Source organism: Cupriavidus alkaliphilus (assembly GCF_014191175.1).
In the GTDB taxonomy this organism is placed as follows: domain Bacteria; phylum Pseudomonadota; class Gammaproteobacteria; order Burkholderiales; family Burkholderiaceae; genus Cupriavidus; species Cupriavidus alkaliphilus.
This window is the reverse complement of sequence record NZ_JACHWE010000002.1, coordinates 722,082-739,730: the sequence shown is the minus strand read 5'-3', so window position 1 is coordinate 739,730 and position 17,649 is coordinate 722,082. Positions and strand designations below refer to the sequence as shown.

The window sequence follows — 17,649 nt, the reverse complement described above, 5'->3', positions numbered from 1 at the left end:
TAGAATCCATTTGCCGCCCCACCTACAGCCCATATGTCCAACGCCACCCGCACCCACTCGATCCTCGAGTTCATGTCGTTCCGCCTGAACCGGCTCTGCGAAATGACGAAGAATTCGGCCTCCGGCTTCTACGAGCGTGAATTCGGCATCGGCCTGCGCGAACTGCGTGTGCTGCGTTTCGCCGGGCTGGAGCCGGGGTTGACGCTGACACGCTTGATGGAACTGGTGCTGCTGGAAAAAACGGTGACATCGAAGCTGGTCACCGCGCTGGCAAAGCGCGGCCTGCTGCGGCGTGAAGTGGGCGAAGCCGATGCCCGCCAGCTGAACCTCTACCTGACCCCGGCCGGCGAAGCGCTGGTGGCGCAGACCTACCAGCGCGGCGACATGCTGGAGAAGATGTTCCTGTCGGTGCTGACCGAGGCTGAAGTGAAAACGCTGGATCGCTGCATCGACAAGCTCACCCAAGCACTGATTACACATCAGCAGGGCGCGGAGGCAGCGACGGACTGAGGCGAGGGCGGCGATCCCTGACAAAAATCATGAAGGAGACAGCATGTCGTTGAAGCCCCATCGGAAATCCCCGCGGCCATGGCGCCGCCTGGCTGGCGTGGCCCTGTTCGCGGCGAGCCTGCCGGCGTGGAGCCAGCCCGCCGCCCGCGCCGCTTCCGCGCCCGCCGCACCGGCGACGACGGTGGCCGCGGCGCTGGCCACCGACCCGAACGTCGTGGGCTGGATGCAAGGCTTTCCCCCGCCTCCGGACAAGCTGATCACCCATGTACCGGGGGGCAACAAGTTTCCGCGCAATCGGTGGCTGTTTTCGCACGTGCGCGAGCTGGTGCCGACCGCCTCGGTGTGGCGCGGCCCCGGCCCGGCCAGCACGCTGCCGCGCGCGGAACAGGCCATCGGCGCGATTCCGTTCACCGATGCCGACGGTACGCGCCGCACCTTCGACGAGATGCTGGCGCTGACCTATACCGACGGCATCCTGGTGATGCACAAGGGCACGGTCATCTACGAGCGCTATTTCGGCGCGCTCGACAGCCATACGCCGCATATCGCGATGTCGGTGACCAAGTCGTTCGTCGGCACGCTGGCCGCCATGCTGGCCGCAGAAGGCAAGCTCGACCCGGCCGCGCCGGTGACGCGCTACCTGCCGGAGATGGCTGGTACCGCTTACGGCGATGCCACGGTGCGGCAGGTCATGGACATGACCATCGGCGTGCGCTACTCCGAGGACTATGCCGATCCCAAGGCCGAGGTCTGGGACTACGCGCGCGCCGGCGGCATGCTGGCCCGGCCGGCGGACTACAACGGCCCCGGCACCTTCTATGACTTCCTGAAGACGCTGCAGAAGGACGGCAGCCACGATGCGGCGTTTGCCTACAAGACGGTCAATGCCGAGGTGCTGGCGTGGATCCTGCGCCGTGCCTCGGGGCAGCCGCTGGCGAAGCTGCTGTCCGAGCGGATCTGGCAGCCGATGGGCGCCGAGCAGGACGCGTATTTCACCGTCGACAGCATCGGCACCGAATCCGGGGGCGGCGGGCTGAACACTACCCTGCGCGACCTCGCGCGCTTTGGCGAGACCATTCGCGGCAACGGGCGCTTCAACGGCAAGCAGATCATCCCGGCGTCGGTGGTGGCCGATATCCGCCGCGGCGGCAGCCGCGAGCTGTTCGCCAGGTCCGGCAGCGCGGCGGCGTTGCCGGGCTGGAGCTACCGCGACATGTGGTGGGTCTCGCACGACAGCCACGGCATGTTCCAGGCCGCCGGCATCCATGGCCAGCGCATCTACATCGACCCGCAAGCCGAGCTGACCATCGTGCGGTACGCCTCGCATCCGGTGGCCGGCAATGGGGCCAACAACGCGATCACGTTCCGGGCCTTCCGCGCGGTGGCGGAAGCGCTGGCGCGCTAGCGCGGGGCGTCCGGGCGGTGCGGCTGCGCCGCCCGGACGGCGTCTTTACTTCGCTGCCCGGGTCTGCACTGCCTGCGCTGCCGCCGGGTCGCGCGGCGTGATTTCCGCTGCGATCCGCTCGCCATGGTCGCGCTCGGCGACCTTGAGGTCGTAGTTGACCTGGAGGTTCAGCCACGAACGCGCATCGCCGCCAAAATAGCGTGCCAGCCGCAGCGCCGTGTCAGGCGTGATGCCGCGCTCCTCACGCACGATCTCGTTGATGCGTGCCGCTGTCACGCGCAGGGCGACGGCAAGCGCGTTGGCGCTCATGTCCAGCGGCACCAGGTATTCCTCGCGCAGGATCTCGCCAGGGTGGACCGGCCGCATGCCATCCTTGAAGTACGCCATGGTGTTCGCCCTTTTCAGTGATAGTCGATGATTTCGACGGCGGCGGGGCCGTCGTGGGTCCAGATAAAGCAGATCCGCCACTGGCTGTTGATGCGGATGCTGTAGCGGCCCTTGCGCTCGCCGCTTAGCCGCTCCAGCCGGTTGCCCGGCGGCGAGCGCAACATGTCCAGCGTCGTGGCTTCGTGCAGCATGACCAATTTGCGCACGGCTACCGCATGGATGTTGGCAAAGCGAGGCACCCAGCGGCCCCGGAACAGTTCAAAGGTGCCAGAGCATCGGAATGACTGGATCATATCGTATACCGGTAATCGATAAATGGCAATACAACGATAATTCGAAAGAAGACCGGTTGGTTGACTGGCGGAAGCATCAATCAAAGCCGCTGGCACAACCGGCCGCACCGTCAGTTGTCTGATTCACGGCGAGCCGATCGATACGAATTCGTTTCCAACCTGATAGACTGTATGGATGTACAGTGGTCGGGACGTGTCCCGCCCTTCCCTTAACGTCCTGATCCGAAAGAGAAACCGTGTCGAGCAAGCAGCTAATCCGCATTCGCGGCGCCCGCCAGCACAACCTCAAGGATGTCGATCTCGACCTGCGTCCCGGCGAGATGACCGTGGTGACGGGGCCCTCCGGCTCCGGCAAGTCCAGCCTGGTGTTCGACACGCTCTATGCCGAAGGCCAGCGCCGCTACGTCGAGACCTTCAGCGCCTACGCGCGCCAGTTCTTGGACCGGATGGACCGGCCCCAGGTCGAGCGCGTCGATGGCGTGCCGCCGGCGATTGCCATCGACCAGACCAACCCGGTGCGCAGCTCGCGTTCGACGGTCGGCACGATGACCGAGCTGAACGATCACCTGAAGCTGCTGTACGCGCGCGCGGCGGAGCTGTTCGACAAGCAGACCGCGCAGCCGGTGCGGCATGACTCGCCGGAAACCATCTACGCCGAACTGGTCGCGCGCACGGCCACCGGCCAGCCGCACCACGACGCCCGGCTGGTGGTGACCTTCCCGGTGGAATTGCCGGAATCGGCCACCGACGAGGAAGTCCAGCAGTGGCTGTCGGTCAGCGGCTATACGCGCGTGCAGGCGCAGCGCGTGGTGCAGTCGCCCACCGGCGCGCGCAAGCTGCTCGACGTGGTTGCGGACCGCTTCCGCCTTGGCAATGCCGAGAAAGTGCGCGTGGTCGAGGCGATCGAGGCCTCGCTCAAGCGGGGAGGCGGCCGCGTCAACATCTACGTGCTGACCGAAGGCGACGACGGCCCGGTGTGGCGCTATTCCACCGGCCTGCACAGCCCGGACAGCGACCTGCGCTATGCCGACCCGCAGCCCGCGCTGTTTTCCTTCAACTCGGCCTACGGCGCCTGCGAAACCTGCCGCGGCTTCGGTCGCGTGATCGGCGTCGACCTGGGCCTGGTGATTCCCGATGCGCGCAAGACGCTGCGCGGCGGCGCGATCAAGCCGATGCAGACGCCGGCCTGGAAAGAATGCCAGGACGACCTGATGCGCTATGCCGGCAAGGCCGGCATCCCGCGCGACACGCCCTGGGCGGAGCTGACCGAAGCCGAGCGCGATTGGGTCATCCACGGCTCGCCGGACTGGAACGGGCAGTGGAACAAGCAGTGGTACGGCGTGATGCGGTTCTTCAACTACCTCGAGTCGAAGGCCTACAAGATGCATATCCGCGTGCTGCTGTCGAAGTACCGCAGCTACACGCCGTGCGAAACCTGCGGCGGCGCGCGCCTGAAGACCGAGTCGCTGTTGTGGCGCCTGGGCTCCCGGGACAATGCCGACGCCGTGCTGGCGCCGCAGCGCCGCTTCCTGCCGCGCGGCGTCGACTGGGACCGCAACCAGCTGGAAGCGCTGCCGGGCCTGACCGTGCATGACCTGATGCTGCTGCCGATCGAGCGCATCCGCCGCTTCTTCGACGCGCTGTCGCTGCCCAGCGCGATGCTGGACGATGCGCTCAAGCTGCTGCTGGCCGAGGTGCGTACGCGCCTGAAGTACCTGTGCGACGTGGGCCTGGGCTACCTGACGCTGGACCGCCAGAGCCGCACGCTGTCCGGCGGCGAGGTGCAGCGCATCAACCTGACCACGGCGCTGGGCACGTCGCTGGTCAACACGCTGTTCGTGCTGGACGAGCCCAGCATCGGCCTGCACCCGCGCGACCTGAACCGCATCGTCGAGGCCATGCACCGGCTGCGCGACGCGGGCAATACGCTGGTGGTGGTGGAACATGATCCGTCGGTGATGCTGGCCGCCGACCGCCTGATCGACATGGGCCCCGGCCCCGGCGAGCGCGGCGGCAACATCATCTTCGACGGCACGCCGGCGGCGATCCGCCAGGCCGGCACGCTGACCGGCGAATACCTGGGCGGGCGCCGGCGCGTCGCCGATGCCTCGCACTGGCAGCGCCGGCCGGTTGACCAGAAGCAGCCGCGCATCGTGCTGGCGGGCGCGACCGAGCACAACCTGCAGGACGTCACGGTGGAAATCCCGTTGCAGCGGCTGGTGTGCGTCACCGGTGTGTCGGGATCGGGCAAGTCGACGCTGCTGCAGGATGTGCTGTATCCCGCCATGGCGCGACACTTCGGCAAGGCCACCGAGTCGCCGGGGGCGTTCCGCGCGCTGACCGGGGCGGAGCTGGTCGATGACGTGGTCTTTGTCGACCAGTCGCCGATCGGCAAGACCGCGCGCTCCAACCCGGCCAGCTATGTCGGCGCCTTCGACGAGATCCGCAAGCTCTTTGCCAAGGCCCCGCTGGCACTGCAGCGCAGCTATACCGCCGGCACCTTCAGCTTCAACTCCGGCGACGGGCGCTGCCCGACCTGTGGCGGCTCGGGCTTCGAGCACGTCGAGATGCAGTTCCTCAGCGATGTCTACCTGCGCTGCCCGGACTGCGACGGCACGCGCTACCGTCCGGAAGTGCTGGAGGTGAAGATCGAGCGCGCCGCGCCCGGCCAGCCGCCACGCCTGCTCAGCATCGCCGACGTACTGGAACTCACGGTCAGCGAGGCCGCGGCCTGCTTTGCTGGCGATGCGGCGGTACTGCGCGTGCTGCAGCCCATCGTCGATGTCGGGCTCGAATACATGAAGCTGGGCCAGCCGGTGCCGACGCTGTCGGGCGGCGAGGCGCAGCGCCTCAAGCTGGCCGGCTTCCTCGCCGAAGCCGCGCAGGCGACGCCGTCGCGGACCCGGCCCAGCACCATGCCGCGCCGGCTGTTCATGTTCGACGAGCCCACCACGGGCCTGCATTTCGACGATATCGCCAAGCTGATGCGGGCCTTCGGCAAGCTGCTCGATGGCGGCCATTCGCTGATCGTGATCGAGCACAACCTGGACGTGATCCGTGCCGCCGACTGGCTGATCGACCTCGGTCCCGAGGGCGGCGATGCGGGCGGGCGCGTGGTCTGCACCGGCACGCCAGAGGACGTAAAGGGTTGCCCCGATTCGCATACCGGCCAGGCGCTGATCCATTATGACGCGGCGCTCGGGGAAGCCGGCACGCTGGCAGCCGAACGCGCCGAGAGCGAAGGCGTGCCGCTGCAGGCCGCGCTGCAGGCGCGGCGCGCGCGCCGCGAGGTGGAGGGCGAGGACGTGGTGCGCATCGTCAATGCGCACGAGCACAACCTGAAGGCGCTCAACGTCGACATCCCGCACGGCAAGTTCAACGTGGTCACCGGTGTGTCGGGTTCCGGCAAGTCGACGCTGGCGTTCGACATCCTGTTCCACGAGGGCCAGCGCCGCTACCTGGAATCGCTCAATGCGTACGCGCGTTCGATCGTGCAGCCCGCGGGCCGGCCCGAAGTCGATGCGGTTTACGGCATCCCGCCGACGGTGGCGATCGAGCAGCGGCTGTCGCGCGGCGGCCGCAAGAGCACGGTGGCGACCACCTCCGAGGTCTGGCACTTCCTGCGCCTGCTGTACGTCAAGCTGGGCATCCAGCACTGCGTGCATGACGGCGCGCCGGTGACGTCGCAGAGTCCCGAGTCGATCGCCGCGCAGCTGCTGCGCGACCATCGCGGCCAGCACGTGGGGCTGCTGGCGCCGCTGGTGGTGAACCGCAAGGGGGTCTACACGGACCTGGCCAAGTGGGCCAAGGCGCGCGGCAATACGCACCTGCGCGTCGACGGCGAGTTCCTGCCGGTGGACCCGTGGCCGCGGCTGGACCGCTTCCGCGAGCACACCATCGAGCTGCCCGTCGGCGACCTGGTGGTGTCGGCCGAGAACGAGGCCGAGTTGCGCGCGCTGCTGGCGCAGACGCTGGAAGCCGGCAAGGGCGTGATGCACCTGCTGGCGCCGCTGGACGGCCTGGACCATGCCATGCACAACGGCGGCACCGCGCACGTGGGCGAGGTCAAGGTGTTCTCGACCAAGCGGGCCTGCCCGCAATGCGGCACCAGCTATCCGGAACTGGATCCGCGCATGTTCTCGTACAACAGCAAGCACGGCTGGTGCGGCACCTGCGTCGGCACCGGGCTGGCGCTGACGCGCGAGCAGCGCGCGGCCTTCGACGACACCGTGCTGGCCGACGACAACCGCGGCCGCGAGCAGAGCCTGCCGTCGGAAGAGCAGGAGCCCGAAGGGGTGGTCGACACGCCGTGCCCGGACTGCCACGGCACCCGCCTGAACCCGGTGGCGCGCGCGGTGACGTTCGATGAAAACGCGATCGTCGAGGTGGCGCAGTGGACCGTATCGGAGACCCGCCGCTGGGTCGATGGCCTGCGCCTGGCCGGGCGCGATGCCGAGATCGCGCGCGACGTGGTCAGCGAGATCGGCAGCCGCCTGCAGTTCCTGGAAGAAGTGGGGCTGGGCTACCTCAGCCTGGACCGTGCCGCGCCCAGCCTGTCCGGCGGCGAGGCGCAGCGCATCCGGCTGGCGGCACAGCTCGGCAGCAACCTGCAGGGCGTCTGCTACGTGCTGGACGAGCCCACCATCGGCCTGCATCCGCGCGACAACCAGATCCTGCTGGATGCGCTGCGCAAGCTTGGGGACAAGGGCAATACGCTGGTGGTGGTGGAGCATGACGAAGACACCATCCGCCGCGCCGACCACATCATCGACATCGGCCCGGGGGCCGGCAAGCGCGGCGGCACGCTGGTGGCGCAGGGCGGCGTGGCCGAACTGGCTGCGGCGACGGCTTCCACCACCGGCCAGTTCCTGGCCAACCCGATCGTCCATCCGCTGCAGGCGCGGCGCACGGTCAGGCCCGGCGCCGCGGGCAAGCCGGCGGATCCGCCGGAATGGCTGACGGTGCACGGCGCGTCGCTGCACAACCTGCGCAATGTGACCGCGCGCCTGCCGCTGTCGCGGCTGGTGGCGATCACTGGGGTGTCCGGGTCGGGCAAGTCGACGCTGGCGCGCGATGTGCTGATGACCAACCTGCTCGATGCGGTGGGCCGCTCGGTGCTGTCGTCGCCGGCGACCCGGCGCGCGCGCAATGCGGCGAAGGGTGACAACGGCGCGGGCAAGGCCACTGCCAGGAAGCCGCTCAACGTCCAGCACAACTGGCATGGCTGCGAAGCGATCACCGGCTGGGAATCGATCGACCGCGTGCTGGAAGTGGACCAGACCCCGATCGGCAAGACCCCGCGCTCCTGCCCGGCGACCTATATCGGCGTGTGGGACACCATCCGCCGGCTGTTCGCCGATACGCTGGAAGCGCGCGCGCGCGGCTACACCGCGTCGCGCTTCTCGTTCAACACCGGCGACGGGCGCTGCCCGGCGTGCGAAGGGCAGGGCGTGCGCACCATCGGCATGAGCTTCCTGCCGGACGTGAAGGTGCCGTGCGATGTCTGCCACGGGCAGCGCTTCAACCCCGAGACCCTGGCGGTGACCTGGCGCGGCAAGAATATCGGCGAAGTGCTGACCATGGAGATCGACGAGGCGGTGGAGTTCTTCTCGGCGATGTCGAACATCGCCCATCCGCTGCAGCTGATGAAGGACGTGGGCCTGGGCTACCTGACGCTGGGCCAGCCGTCGCCGACGCTGTCCGGCGGCGAGGCACAGCGCATCAAGCTGGTCACCGAACTGAGCAAGGTGCGGGACGACATCACGCGCCGGGGCCAGAAGGCGCCGCATACGCTGTACGTGCTGGACGAACCCACCGTGGGCCTGCACATGGCCGACGTGGCGCGTTTGATCCGCGTGCTGCACCGGCTCACCGACGGCGGCCACAGCGTGGTGGTGATCGAGCATGACCTCGACGTGATTGCCGAGGCCGACTGGATCATCGATCTCGGCCCGGAGGGCGGCGCGGGCGGCGGCACCATCGTCGGCGCTGCCGATCCCGAAGCCCTGGCGCGCAACCGCGCCAGCCATACGGGTGCGGCGCTGGTACCGGTGCTGGCGCGGGGCAACGCCGACGCGGGCAAGGTGAGCACCGCCTGAGGCCGGCGTGCGGCGGCGCGAAAGGCGTACGGGCACGCCTTTCGCTTGCCCATGGTTACTGGCGCGCACATCGCGCCCCAATGGAGGTAACCATGAAGCATATCCGCACCAGCCGACTCCTCGCTGCCATCGCCGTGGCCGCGGTCGCCATCCCCGCCATGGCACAGACGCCGGGTACGCCGCGCGGCTCCTACGACCCGTATTCGCAGGGCGCGCGCAGCACCGACAAATTCGACCCTTACTCGCAGGGCGCCAACGCGCCAACGCGTACTGACCTGGCCCCGACGGCACCGGCCACCGCGCCCGAGGCACAGCCGTCGACCATGCCGGCGCAGCCTGGCATGCCTGGCACCACCATGCAGCGCACGCCGGACCCGTATATGGAAGGCGCCCGCTGGGAAAGCCCTGACCTGGGCCGTCGCACCGGCAAGCCCAACCAGTTCCTCGACGGGGCCTGAGCATCTCCAACCGCTCATCGAGACCGGCCATGCGAATGCAACCGGACTTACCGTCCCTTGTAAATCCTGCCCACGCGCGTGAGCCCGACGATACCCGTGTCGTGGCCGAGGCCTCGGCGGCGCTGCACTGTCCGCCGACGCGCGCGGCGGGCCTGGCCCAGATGACAGTAGTCAGCTACAACATCCACCGCGCCGTCGGCACCGACCGCCGCTACCGCCCGGACCGGATCGCCGCGGTGCTGGAGGAACTCGATGCCGATATCGTGGCGCTGCAGGAGGTGGAATCGGGCAGCAGCAACGACCATACGCTGGAATATCTTGCCGGACATACCGGCATGCATGTGGTGTCGGGCTTTACGCGGGTGCGCGGCAGCGCCGACTACGGCAATGCGCTGCTGACGCGCTTCGCACCCGAGGCCGTGAACCAGATCGACCTGACCGTCAAGGGCTGCGAGCCGCGCGGCGCCATCGATGCGACCGTGGCGTGCACGGCTTCCGGCTGCGCCAATCCGCTGCGCGTGATCGCCACGCACCTGGGCCTGCGCCCGGGCGAGCGCCGCCACCAGGTGCAGCAGTTGCTCAACTACGTCGCCACCGCGCCGCCGTTGCCGACCATCCTGCTGGGCGACGTCAACGAATGGTTCTTGTGGGGCCGGCCGCTGCGCTGGCTGCACGCCTATTTCGAACACACGCCGCACACGGCGACCTTTCCGTCGCGGCTGCCCTTGTTTGCGCTCGACCGCATCTGGGTGTCGCCGCGCGCGCACCTGGTGTCGGTGGCAAGCCACCGCTCGCCGCTGGCGCGCGTGGCCTCGGACCACCTGCCGCTGGTGGCCTGTTTCGAGGTGCCGGAAGGCGGGTGGAATGAGCGGCGTACCACTGCGCACGCGAAGGAGGATTTCAATGAAACACCGTGACGATGAATATCTGCGCAGGCGCCCCGATCACCAGTACGGCAGCAGCGACCAGGGTTATAGCGGCATTCCCGCGCAGGCGCACAACCGCAGGCAGCGCAACCTGACCGCGGGCCGCTATGGCAATACCGCCGAACGTCTGCCGCGCGATGACCCCCGTCCGTTCGAAGGCACGGAGGAAGGCTGGTACGGCCGGGAGGTCGAATCCTCGCGCTGGGGGCCGGCGACCAAGCCCTGGGACGAAGCCCGCTATGAAGACGAATGGTCGCGCCGCCGCGTACCGTATGGCGCAGAGCGGTGGGAGGGCCGGCGCGACTGGTATGGCGGGCCAGCCGGCGCGCCGTACGGCAGCGGGGGCGGCTACGGTGCCGACGACTGGGACGTGCCGGCGTACCGGGGCTACCGCCGCGGCGGCCCGAAGAACTACCGCCGTGGCGACGACCGCATCCATGATGAAGTCTGCGACCGGCTCGCGCATGCGCAGGAGCTCGACGTCAGCGAAGTCACGGTGCGGGTGCAGGATGGCCTGGTGACGCTGGAAGGGCACGTCGGCGACCGCCGCAGCAAATACGACATCGAAGAAATCGCCGAACGCGTGTTCGGCGTGCAGGACGTGATCAACCACGTCCGGGTGCGGCCCTACGGCATCCTGGCGTCCGAATGAACAGGGCGGCTCCGTAGCCTCCGGAGCCGCCGGGCTTGTGGTTTTGCGAAGCCGCGCCGCGGCGCCGGGTTAATCCCCCCGGGGCGGACGCGGCGGATTTTCTTCCCGCTCGTCGGTGCGGTCGGCCTTGTCGACCGGCACGTCGCTTGGCAGTGCCTCGGCGGCGCGCACCACTTCATCGGCGATCTCTTCTTCGGGCGTTTCCTCTTCCTCGGGGCTATGCGCGTCCTCATCGCGCTGCGCGAGTTCGTCCTCGATATCGTTGGTTTCCTGGTCGAGGTCCGGGTCCAGCGTGCTGGGAATGTTGCCTGCATCGGCGCGCGCCGCACCGGTGGCCGTGTTCTGGCGCGAACGGCCGCGGCCCGAGGCGGCTTGCGCGCCCTCGCGCCGGCCCGCCGACGGGCTGCCCACGCGGTCGGTGCGGGTGCCGGCATGCCGGGTGGGGCCGGTACGTACGGTCTTGCTCATCATGCCTCCTGTTCGGGTAGGTGCAAGCGGGTCGCCGAGGTTCAGTAGTTCTCGACCGGCGGCTCGCTTTCCTCGGGCTTGCCGCCGGGGCGTTTCACCGAGGGCGGCTCGCCGTTCTCGTCGGGGATGTCGTGCTCGCGCTCGACATCGTGGCGCCGGTCGCGTCCCGGCTTGCCGCGTTCGTGCTCGGTGTCGGGGCCGCCCTTGTGCGGGTCGCGGGGCTCGCTGCGGCGACGGGTGCTGTCGTGGTCGGGCTGGCGATGGGTGCTCATCACGTCTCCATCATGTTGGCATGGCGCTGCCGGTCTGGCGACAGCTCGTCAATCGGTGCCGGCGCGCAGTTCATCCGAAACCGCGCTGACGCCGCGTACGGAACGGGCCAGTTCCATGGCCATCGTACGCTGTTTGTCGTCGCGCACGGTGCCTTCGAGCTTGACCACGCCGTCGGTGGTCGAAACCCGGATCTTGCTCGGATCGAGCGTACGCGCGTTGGCCAGGCGCGCCTGCACCTCGGCAGTGATGGTACGGTCGCTGGTGGCAGCCGTGTCGCGCGGCGCCGCGGTGCGGCCGGTGGAAGACGGCGCGGCGGGCGCGTCGGTCGGTGCCGCGATGCCCGGCCCGGAGGCCGCCATGGCCAGCACGGCCAGCGGCAACGCCAGCGCGGCGATGCGGAAGCGGTAGCGTGCTGTCATAAGGCCCTCCTGTACATGCTGGCGGGCCTGCGGTTCAGCCCGCACCTGCAATTTGCCTGCAAGCTCCGTTCCCGCCTGGCCACTGGCGCAGGCACTGCCACCAGCCGGCCGATGCTGCGCCACGGCGCGGGCTGTGCGCCATGCGGCAGAGCCGCCGGCGCGGCGTGGTGCCGCATGCGCCGTAGTTTTTACCGGCGCTGCAGAAACTGCATGGCGGGCGTGGCTGAGCCGGCGCAGGGCGCCGGCGGCGCTGCGCGGGGCTGTGGCGCGGCGGCTGGCGTGCCGCTTGCGTTCCGTCCTGTGCTGCCGTGCGGTCCTGTCTATAGTGAAGGAGATGCTGGCAACAACTGGCGTGCGGCAGGTGCCGGCGAGCACCCGCAACGCCGGCCTTCGCGCCGCGGCCCAGCTTGCGGCCGTGTGCTGCCGGGCTCGACAGCGCGGGGGAGCGTATAGCCGTTGCGAGGAAGCTATGAACCTAGCCAGCATTCTGTCCACCGTGGTCCTGGCGTCGTCGGTATCGGTGTCGTCGGCACCGGTCGAGCGCCAGCTGCTTGCGATCACGCCTTCGGACTTCGCCCAGCGCTTCAACACCGTCGCACAGGACACCGGTTCCGGCCTGGCCCTGCCCAGCTTCAAGGTCAAGCCGGGATGGCACCGCGCCGCGCCCAGTTCGGGGGTGTCGGTGCTGGTGCGCGCCAGCCGCGCCGGCTACGCCATCGATGAAGTGGTGGTGGTGTGCCGCGAGGTCGAACGCTGCTTCCTGACCATCTGCACCGCCGCCCTTGCCATCGACGACAGCGTCAATCCGATGCTGCTGCAGCGCTTTATCGTGGCGCGCATTGCCACCGAACTCGGCGAAGTCGGCCTGGTGATGTCGGGGCTCGCGTACATCGTGGTCACGCCCAAGGAAGACGACTACGTGGCCGTGGTGATCCGGCCCTACCTGCCGCAGGAACGCAGCGCCTCGCCGACCCAGGCCTCGCGCGGGCCGTTCGCGCCGGTCGTATGGCCGGTCGTATGGCAGTCGGCGGCGCCGCCGCACTCGTGAGCCTGGCGCGTCAGGGCTCGCGCAGCAGCAGCGCGACCGGCAGGCCGCCCAGCACTTCGCGCAGCCGCAGGCGGCCCAAGGGTGCGTCGATGACATGGCCGGTCAGGGCATCGGTCCAGCGGCTCGGTTGCGGCGCACCGACGTTGAGCGTGGTATCGCCCCAGGCCGATGGGGGAATGCGCGGCAGGGCAGGGTCGACGCGCGCGGCGGCAAGCCGGGTCACCACGGTGATGGCCTGGCGCCCGTCGGCGCTGCGCGCGAACGCCAGCACCTGCGGCACCAGCGTCCCCTGCGCGGCGAGCATGCTGTATTGGCCGTCGGCGAACAGCGCCGCATGCGCGCGGCGCACCGCCAGCACCTGGCGCACCAGCTGCTGCTTGATGCGGCCGTCGCGCCAGTGCGCCAGCCAGTGCGCCCAGCCCGCGCTGCAGCTCAGCCGCGCCTGCAGCCGGGCGTAGTCAGGCGGGCGCCGGTTGTCGGGATCGACCAGGCTCAGGTCCCAGCCTTCGCAGCCCTGGTAGCGGTCGGGAATGCCGGGCGCGGTGAGCTGCACCAGCACCTGCGCCAGGCTGTTGAGCGCCCCCGCCGCGGCAATGCGCTGCGCGAACTGGCCGATCTGCGCCAGCACACTGCCGGCTCCGCCCGCGGCGAGGCCGCGCAGCCAGGCCTCGCATGCGGCTTCGTAGTCGGTGTCGGGGCAGGTCCAGTTGCCATGGCGCTTGGCTTCGCGGATGGCCTTGCGCTGCCACGCACCCACGCGCTCCAGCAAGGGCTGCGCGGCGCCGGCATCGTCGGCAAGGCTCAGGTCTTCCATCGGCCAGGCGCCGACCAGGGTCTGGTAAAGCATCAGCCGGTCGCCCGGGTCCGGCGTTTGCGGCAAGGTCGCCAGCAGCCCGGCCGACGCAGCCTCCCATGCCGCCACGGCATCGGCCCATGCGCGCGGCACCTCGCTCAGCACCGCCAGGCGCATGCGCGCGTCCTCGCCGCGCTTGTGGTCGTGGGTAGCCGTGGCGAGCATGGCGTAGGGACAGGCCAGCCGCCGCGCCGCCATGCGGGCGTGGAACTGCGCCGGCGGCATCGCCAGCCGGGCCGGATCGCTGCCCACTTCGTTGCGCGACAGCAGCCGGCCGTAGCGGTAGAAGGCGGTGTCCTCGCCGGCCTTCGCTGCCAGTGCTGGCATCAGTTGCTGCAGCCGGCGGCGCAGTGCGCCGGTCTCGCTGTCGGCTGGCGCGGCGGTGCGCAGGCAGCCGCCGATAAAGGCCAGCGCCACCGCTTCGTCGGGCGCCAGGCCGGCGCGCGCGGCCCGCATGGCTTGTTCGAGCATGGCGTCATCGGCATGCGCCGCGGCCGCATCGCGTTCGGCCGGACGCGCGTCGAAGTAGCTGCGATACACCGGCACCGCGGCCATCAGCGCGGCCAGCGCGCGCCGCAGCGCCGCCCGGGTCAGGTCGCGCGTGCCGGGCTCCTGCTCGGCGCAGTCGCGCAGGCAGGCGGCGGCGCCTTCGAATTCCGTCACCAGGTGCCGCTCCAGCAGCTGGCGCCGCGCGGCCTCGACATGCTCGGGAAAGCCGCGCGCATCGCCGCTGACCGTCGCCCACAGCGCCTCCAGCGGCGCCTCGCCGTCGCCGTCATGCAGCACCGCGGCGACCTCGTCCATGAAGTCATAGCCGGTGGTGCCATGCACCTGCCAGTCCGGCGCCAGGCGCTCGCGCGGGCCCAGGATCTTCTCGACCACCAGCCACGGACGCTCCAGCCGCAGCGTGGGCGGGCGCGCGGCGGCATGGCGGTCCAGTTCGGCGCGCAGCCGGCGGCAGTAACCGGCGGGATCGGCCAGGCCGTCGACGTGGTCGACGCGCACCCCGTCGATCCAGCCTTCGCGCAGCAGCCGCAGGACCAGCGCATGGACCGCATCGAACACCCGCTCGTCCTCCTCGCGCACGCCGACCAGGTCGCTGATCTCGAAGAAGCGGCGCCAGTTCTGCGCGGCGGCGGCGGTGCGCCACCAGGCCAGCCGGTAGTGCTGGCGTTCCAGCAAGGCATGCAGCCGGCCGCGGCCGTCGCCATGCGTGGCGTCGTACCAGGCCGGGCCGTCGCGCTCGGCTTCGGCATCGACGCTGCCCGGCGCCAGCGGCAGCGTGTGGTCGAAATAGCGCAGGTGGGCGGGGGCAGCGTGGCTGGCCGGGACCCAGCGCAGTTCGCCGGCCACCACGGTGTCCCAGTACGACTGCCCCAGGATCGGCAGCAGCACCTTGCCGTGCAGCGCCGGGTCGCGCGGGGTCCAGTCGATGTCGAAGGTAGCCGCGCAAGGGCTGCCGCGGCCATGTGCCAGCACATCGCGCCACCAGCCGTTGTGGGTGGGGTCGGCTGCCATATGGTTGGGCACGATGTCGACGATCAGGCCGAGGCCGGCGTCGCGGGCGCGCGCGGCCAGCGCTTTCAGGCCGGGCTCGCCGCCCAGCTCGGCGCGCACCGCGGTGAAATCGGTGACGTCATAGCCATGGGTGGAGCCGGGCCGCGCGCCGCAAATGGGCGACAGGTACAGGTGGCTGACGCCCAGCGCGGCGTAGTAGCCGACCACGGCGGCGGCATCGGCAAAGGTGAAGCCCGGGTGCAGCTGCAGCCGGGCGGTTGCGCGCGGCAGCGCTTGCGGCGCGCCGTCAGGCATCATCGCGCGCGTGCCGCGGCGGGCTCGCACACGGTGGCCACGCACGAGCGTTGCGGCAGCAGCCCGGCCGACAGGGCCGCGGCCGCACCGGCGCTGCTCTCATGCAGCGCGGTGCTGCGGTCGTGGCACGGCCGCGTGCACGGCACGGCTTGGTCGCCCAGGTTGAGCCACAGGCTCAGCTCCACGCCGTCCATCAGCCGCCAGCGCGCGCACAGCGCCGCCGGGCCCAGCACGTCGACGCCGGCGCTCTGGCAGCCGGCCAGCCGGTGCAGCAGTTCGCGCCGCCGTACGGCGAGCAGTTCGCGGTAGTACGGCGTCCAGTCGCCGTCATCGTCCAGGCGCGGGCGCGAGGCTTCGAACGTGGCGGGGTCATTGGGATCGGGAATGGCCGCCGCGCGGGCGTCGTCGCTGAACGCGGCGGTCGCGGCAAACTCGCGCCGGCGCCCGTCGCGCACGGCCCGGGCCAGTTCGGGGGGATGGCTGGTGAAATACAGGAACGGCTGCGCGCTGCCGGTTTCCTCGCCCATGAACACCAGCGGCACCTGCGGGCACAGCAGCTGCAAGGCGATTGCCGCGCGCAGCGCGTCGCGCCCGGCCAGTTGCGCCAGCCGTTCGCCGAGTGCGCGGTTGCCGGTCTGGTCGTGGTTCTGCAGGAAGCAGACAAAGGCCGTCGGCGGCAGGTGCGCGCTGGGCTGGCCGCGCCGCACCCCATCCGCCGCCGCGGGCAGCGCGGCCGAGCGGAACGCCGAGCGTTCGCCCTGGTAGGCAAAGCCTTCGCCCAGCACGCGCGCGAGGTGGCGCAGCGCCGGCACGCCGCGCCCGGCGGCGGCGCTGTCGCCATTGCCGCTGTCGCCCGGGTCCGGCGCCGTGCTGTAGTCGCGGTAGTAGCCATCGTCCTCGCCGGTCAGCAGCACGTGCAGCGCGTGGTGCGCGTCGTCGTTCCACTGCGCGTCGTAGCCCGCGGCCAGCAGCGCGGCATCGTTGTTGTCATTCTCGAGCACGAGGTGGACATGGCGGCGCGGGCCATCGCCATCGGCCAGCGCGGCGCGCAGTTCGCCCGGCAGCGCCGCCAGCCAGCCTTCGTCCTCGATGGCATGCACGGCGTCCAGGCGCAGGCCGTCGAAGCGGAACTGTTCTAGCCAGTAGCGCGCGTTCTCGGTAAAGAAGCGCCGCACCTGCGGCCGGCGGAAATCGATGGCCGGTCCCCAGGGGGTCTGGCGGTCCGTACGGAAAAAGGCGCTGGCATAGCGGTGCAGGTAGTTGCCCTCGGGACCGAAGTGGTTGTAGACCACGTCGAGCAGCACCATCATGCCTAGCTGGTGGGCGCGATCGACCAGTGCGCGCAGTTCGTCGGGCGTGCCGTAGCCGGACTCTGGCGCAAACGGCAGCACGCCGTCATAGCCCCAGTTGCGCGTGCCGGGAAACTCGGCGACCGGCATCAGCTCGACCGCGGTAAAGCCCAGCGCCGCCAGCCGCGGCAGTTGCCGCGCGGCGCCCGCGTAGCCGCCGCACAGGCCCACGTGCATTTCATAGACGATGGCTTCGGGCCAGGGGCGGCCGCGCCAGTCGGGGCAGGTCCACGCAAACGCGCCGGCGGCGTCCGGTGCCGGGACGATGCTGGGGCCGTGGACATCGTCGGCCTGCCAGCGCGAGGCGGGGTCCGGCACGGTGGTGCCGTCGTCGAGCCGGAACCAGTAGCGCGCGCCCGCGCAGCCCGGCACGATCGCCTCGAACCAGCCGTTGGGGCCGCACGCCATCGGCACCGGGCCCAGCCCGGCGATCTCCACGCGCACCGCCTGGCCGTGCTCGGCGGCGTCGGGCGCCCACAGCCGGAAGCGTACCCGCCCGTCCGGCAGCCAGGCCGGCCCGAACAGGTAGTCCTGGGTGGGTTCGTCGTGGGCGCTGAAGGCGGAGGCCGAAGGCGCTGCAAAGCAGTCGAACGGCCCCAGGGGCGGCACCGCGGAGCGGGTGCCGGGGGCGAGCAGAAAGGGGTCGGCGTTCAAATTCGGCTCCTGCTTTCTGGGGGGAATAGGATCCTTGCGCAATG

Annotated in this window: 14 protein-coding genes; 7 read left to right on the top strand and 7 right to left on the bottom strand. The window is 70.1% G+C overall.

Annotated elements, in window-relative coordinates; all coding sequences use genetic code 11:
* Nucleotides 1-33 precede the first annotated feature (33 nt).
* Both FHX60_RS09770 and FHX60_RS09765 read left to right on the top strand, forming a co-directional pair.
* Nucleotides 34-510 carry a MarR family winged helix-turn-helix transcriptional regulator gene (locus FHX60_RS09770; RefSeq protein ID WP_112776547.1) on the top strand — a complete coding sequence of 159 codons (477 nt, stop codon included), beginning with the start codon at nucleotides 34-36 and terminating at the stop codon, nucleotides 508-510.
* Between the two features lie 43 nt (nucleotides 511-553).
* On the top strand, nucleotides 554-1,915 hold the full coding sequence (locus FHX60_RS09765; protein ID WP_183283204.1) for a serine hydrolase domain-containing protein: 1,362 nt from the start codon (nucleotides 554-556) through the stop codon (nucleotides 1,913-1,915).
* Between the two features lie 45 nt (nucleotides 1,916-1,960).
* Here FHX60_RS09765 and FHX60_RS09760 read toward each other — a convergent pair whose 3' ends face one another.
* Nucleotides 1,961-2,302: a HigA family addiction module antitoxin gene (locus FHX60_RS09760; protein ID WP_112776549.1), complete on the bottom strand. Its 342-nt coding sequence runs from the start codon at nucleotides 2,300-2,302 to the stop codon at nucleotides 1,961-1,963.
* Nucleotides 2,303-2,316: 14 nt separating this feature from the next.
* A complete protein-coding gene (locus tag FHX60_RS09755; RefSeq protein WP_183283441.1) occupies nucleotides 2,317-2,595 on the bottom strand; it encodes a type II toxin-antitoxin system RelE/ParE family toxin in 279 nt (92 codons plus the stop codon).
* A 236-nt stretch (nucleotides 2,596-2,831) separates the two neighbouring features.
* Between FHX60_RS09755 and uvrA the strand changes: the two genes are divergently transcribed.
* From uvrA to FHX60_RS09735, 4 genes are all read left to right on the top strand, one after another.
* Nucleotides 2,832-8,693, top strand: a complete 5,862-nt coding sequence (gene uvrA, locus FHX60_RS09750; RefSeq protein WP_183283203.1) for an excinuclease ABC subunit UvrA — start codon at nucleotides 2,832-2,834, stop codon at nucleotides 8,691-8,693.
* A 92-nt stretch (nucleotides 8,694-8,785) separates the two neighbouring features.
* Nucleotides 8,786-9,151, top strand: coding sequence for an endonuclease (locus tag FHX60_RS09745; RefSeq protein ID WP_092315670.1), 366 nt, complete (start codon nucleotides 8,786-8,788; stop codon nucleotides 9,149-9,151).
* Between the two features lie 29 nt (nucleotides 9,152-9,180).
* Nucleotides 9,181-10,068, top strand: a complete 888-nt coding sequence (locus FHX60_RS09740; protein ID WP_092315671.1) for an endonuclease/exonuclease/phosphatase family protein — start codon at nucleotides 9,181-9,183, stop codon at nucleotides 10,066-10,068.
* Nucleotides 10,055-10,729, top strand: coding sequence for a BON domain-containing protein (locus tag FHX60_RS09735; protein ID WP_183283202.1), 675 nt, complete (start codon nucleotides 10,055-10,057; stop codon nucleotides 10,727-10,729). The genes FHX60_RS09740 and FHX60_RS09735 overlap by 14 nt, the downstream gene beginning before the upstream one ends.
* Nucleotides 10,730-10,798: 69 nt before the next feature.
* On the opposite strand, the gene FHX60_RS09730 is transcribed toward FHX60_RS09735, so the two are convergent.
* The 3 genes from FHX60_RS09730 to FHX60_RS09720 are packed head-to-tail and all read right to left on the bottom strand — an operon-like array spanning nucleotide 10,799 to nucleotide 11,889.
* Nucleotides 10,799-11,197: a hypothetical protein gene (locus tag FHX60_RS09730; protein WP_112776553.1), complete on the bottom strand. Its 399-nt coding sequence runs from the start codon at nucleotides 11,195-11,197 to the stop codon at nucleotides 10,799-10,801.
* Between the two features lie 41 nt (nucleotides 11,198-11,238).
* The gene (locus FHX60_RS09725; protein ID WP_183283201.1) at nucleotides 11,239-11,469 is read right to left on the bottom strand and encodes a hypothetical protein; all 231 of its coding nucleotides are present in this window, start codon (nucleotides 11,467-11,469) and stop codon (nucleotides 11,239-11,241) included.
* A 48-nt stretch (nucleotides 11,470-11,517) separates the two neighbouring features.
* Nucleotides 11,518-11,889 carry a BON domain-containing protein gene (locus FHX60_RS09720; RefSeq protein ID WP_092315679.1) on the bottom strand — a complete coding sequence of 124 codons (372 nt, stop codon included), beginning with the start codon at nucleotides 11,887-11,889 and terminating at the stop codon, nucleotides 11,518-11,520.
* 469 nt (nucleotides 11,890-12,358) lie between these two features.
* Here FHX60_RS09720 and FHX60_RS09715 point away from each other — a divergent pair, with 469 nt between their 5' ends.
* Nucleotides 12,359-12,937, top strand: a complete 579-nt coding sequence (locus FHX60_RS09715; RefSeq protein ID WP_112776555.1) for a malto-oligosyltrehalose synthase — start codon at nucleotides 12,359-12,361, stop codon at nucleotides 12,935-12,937.
* 10 nt (nucleotides 12,938-12,947) lie between these two features.
* Here FHX60_RS09715 and treY read toward each other — a convergent pair whose 3' ends face one another.
* Together treY and FHX60_RS09705 are read right to left on the bottom strand one after the other, a co-directional pair.
* Nucleotides 12,948-15,605 carry a malto-oligosyltrehalose synthase gene (gene treY / locus FHX60_RS09710; protein ID WP_183283440.1) on the bottom strand — a complete coding sequence of 886 codons (2,658 nt, stop codon included), beginning with the start codon at nucleotides 15,603-15,605 and terminating at the stop codon, nucleotides 12,948-12,950.
* Nucleotides 15,602-17,605 (bottom strand): malto-oligosyltrehalose trehalohydrolase, encoded by a 2,004-nt coding sequence (locus FHX60_RS09705; protein WP_092315685.1) that lies wholly within the window; start codon nucleotides 17,603-17,605, stop codon nucleotides 15,602-15,604. Before FHX60_RS09705 ends, treY begins: the two co-directional genes overlap by 4 nt.
* Nucleotides 17,606-17,649 lie beyond the last annotated feature (44 nt).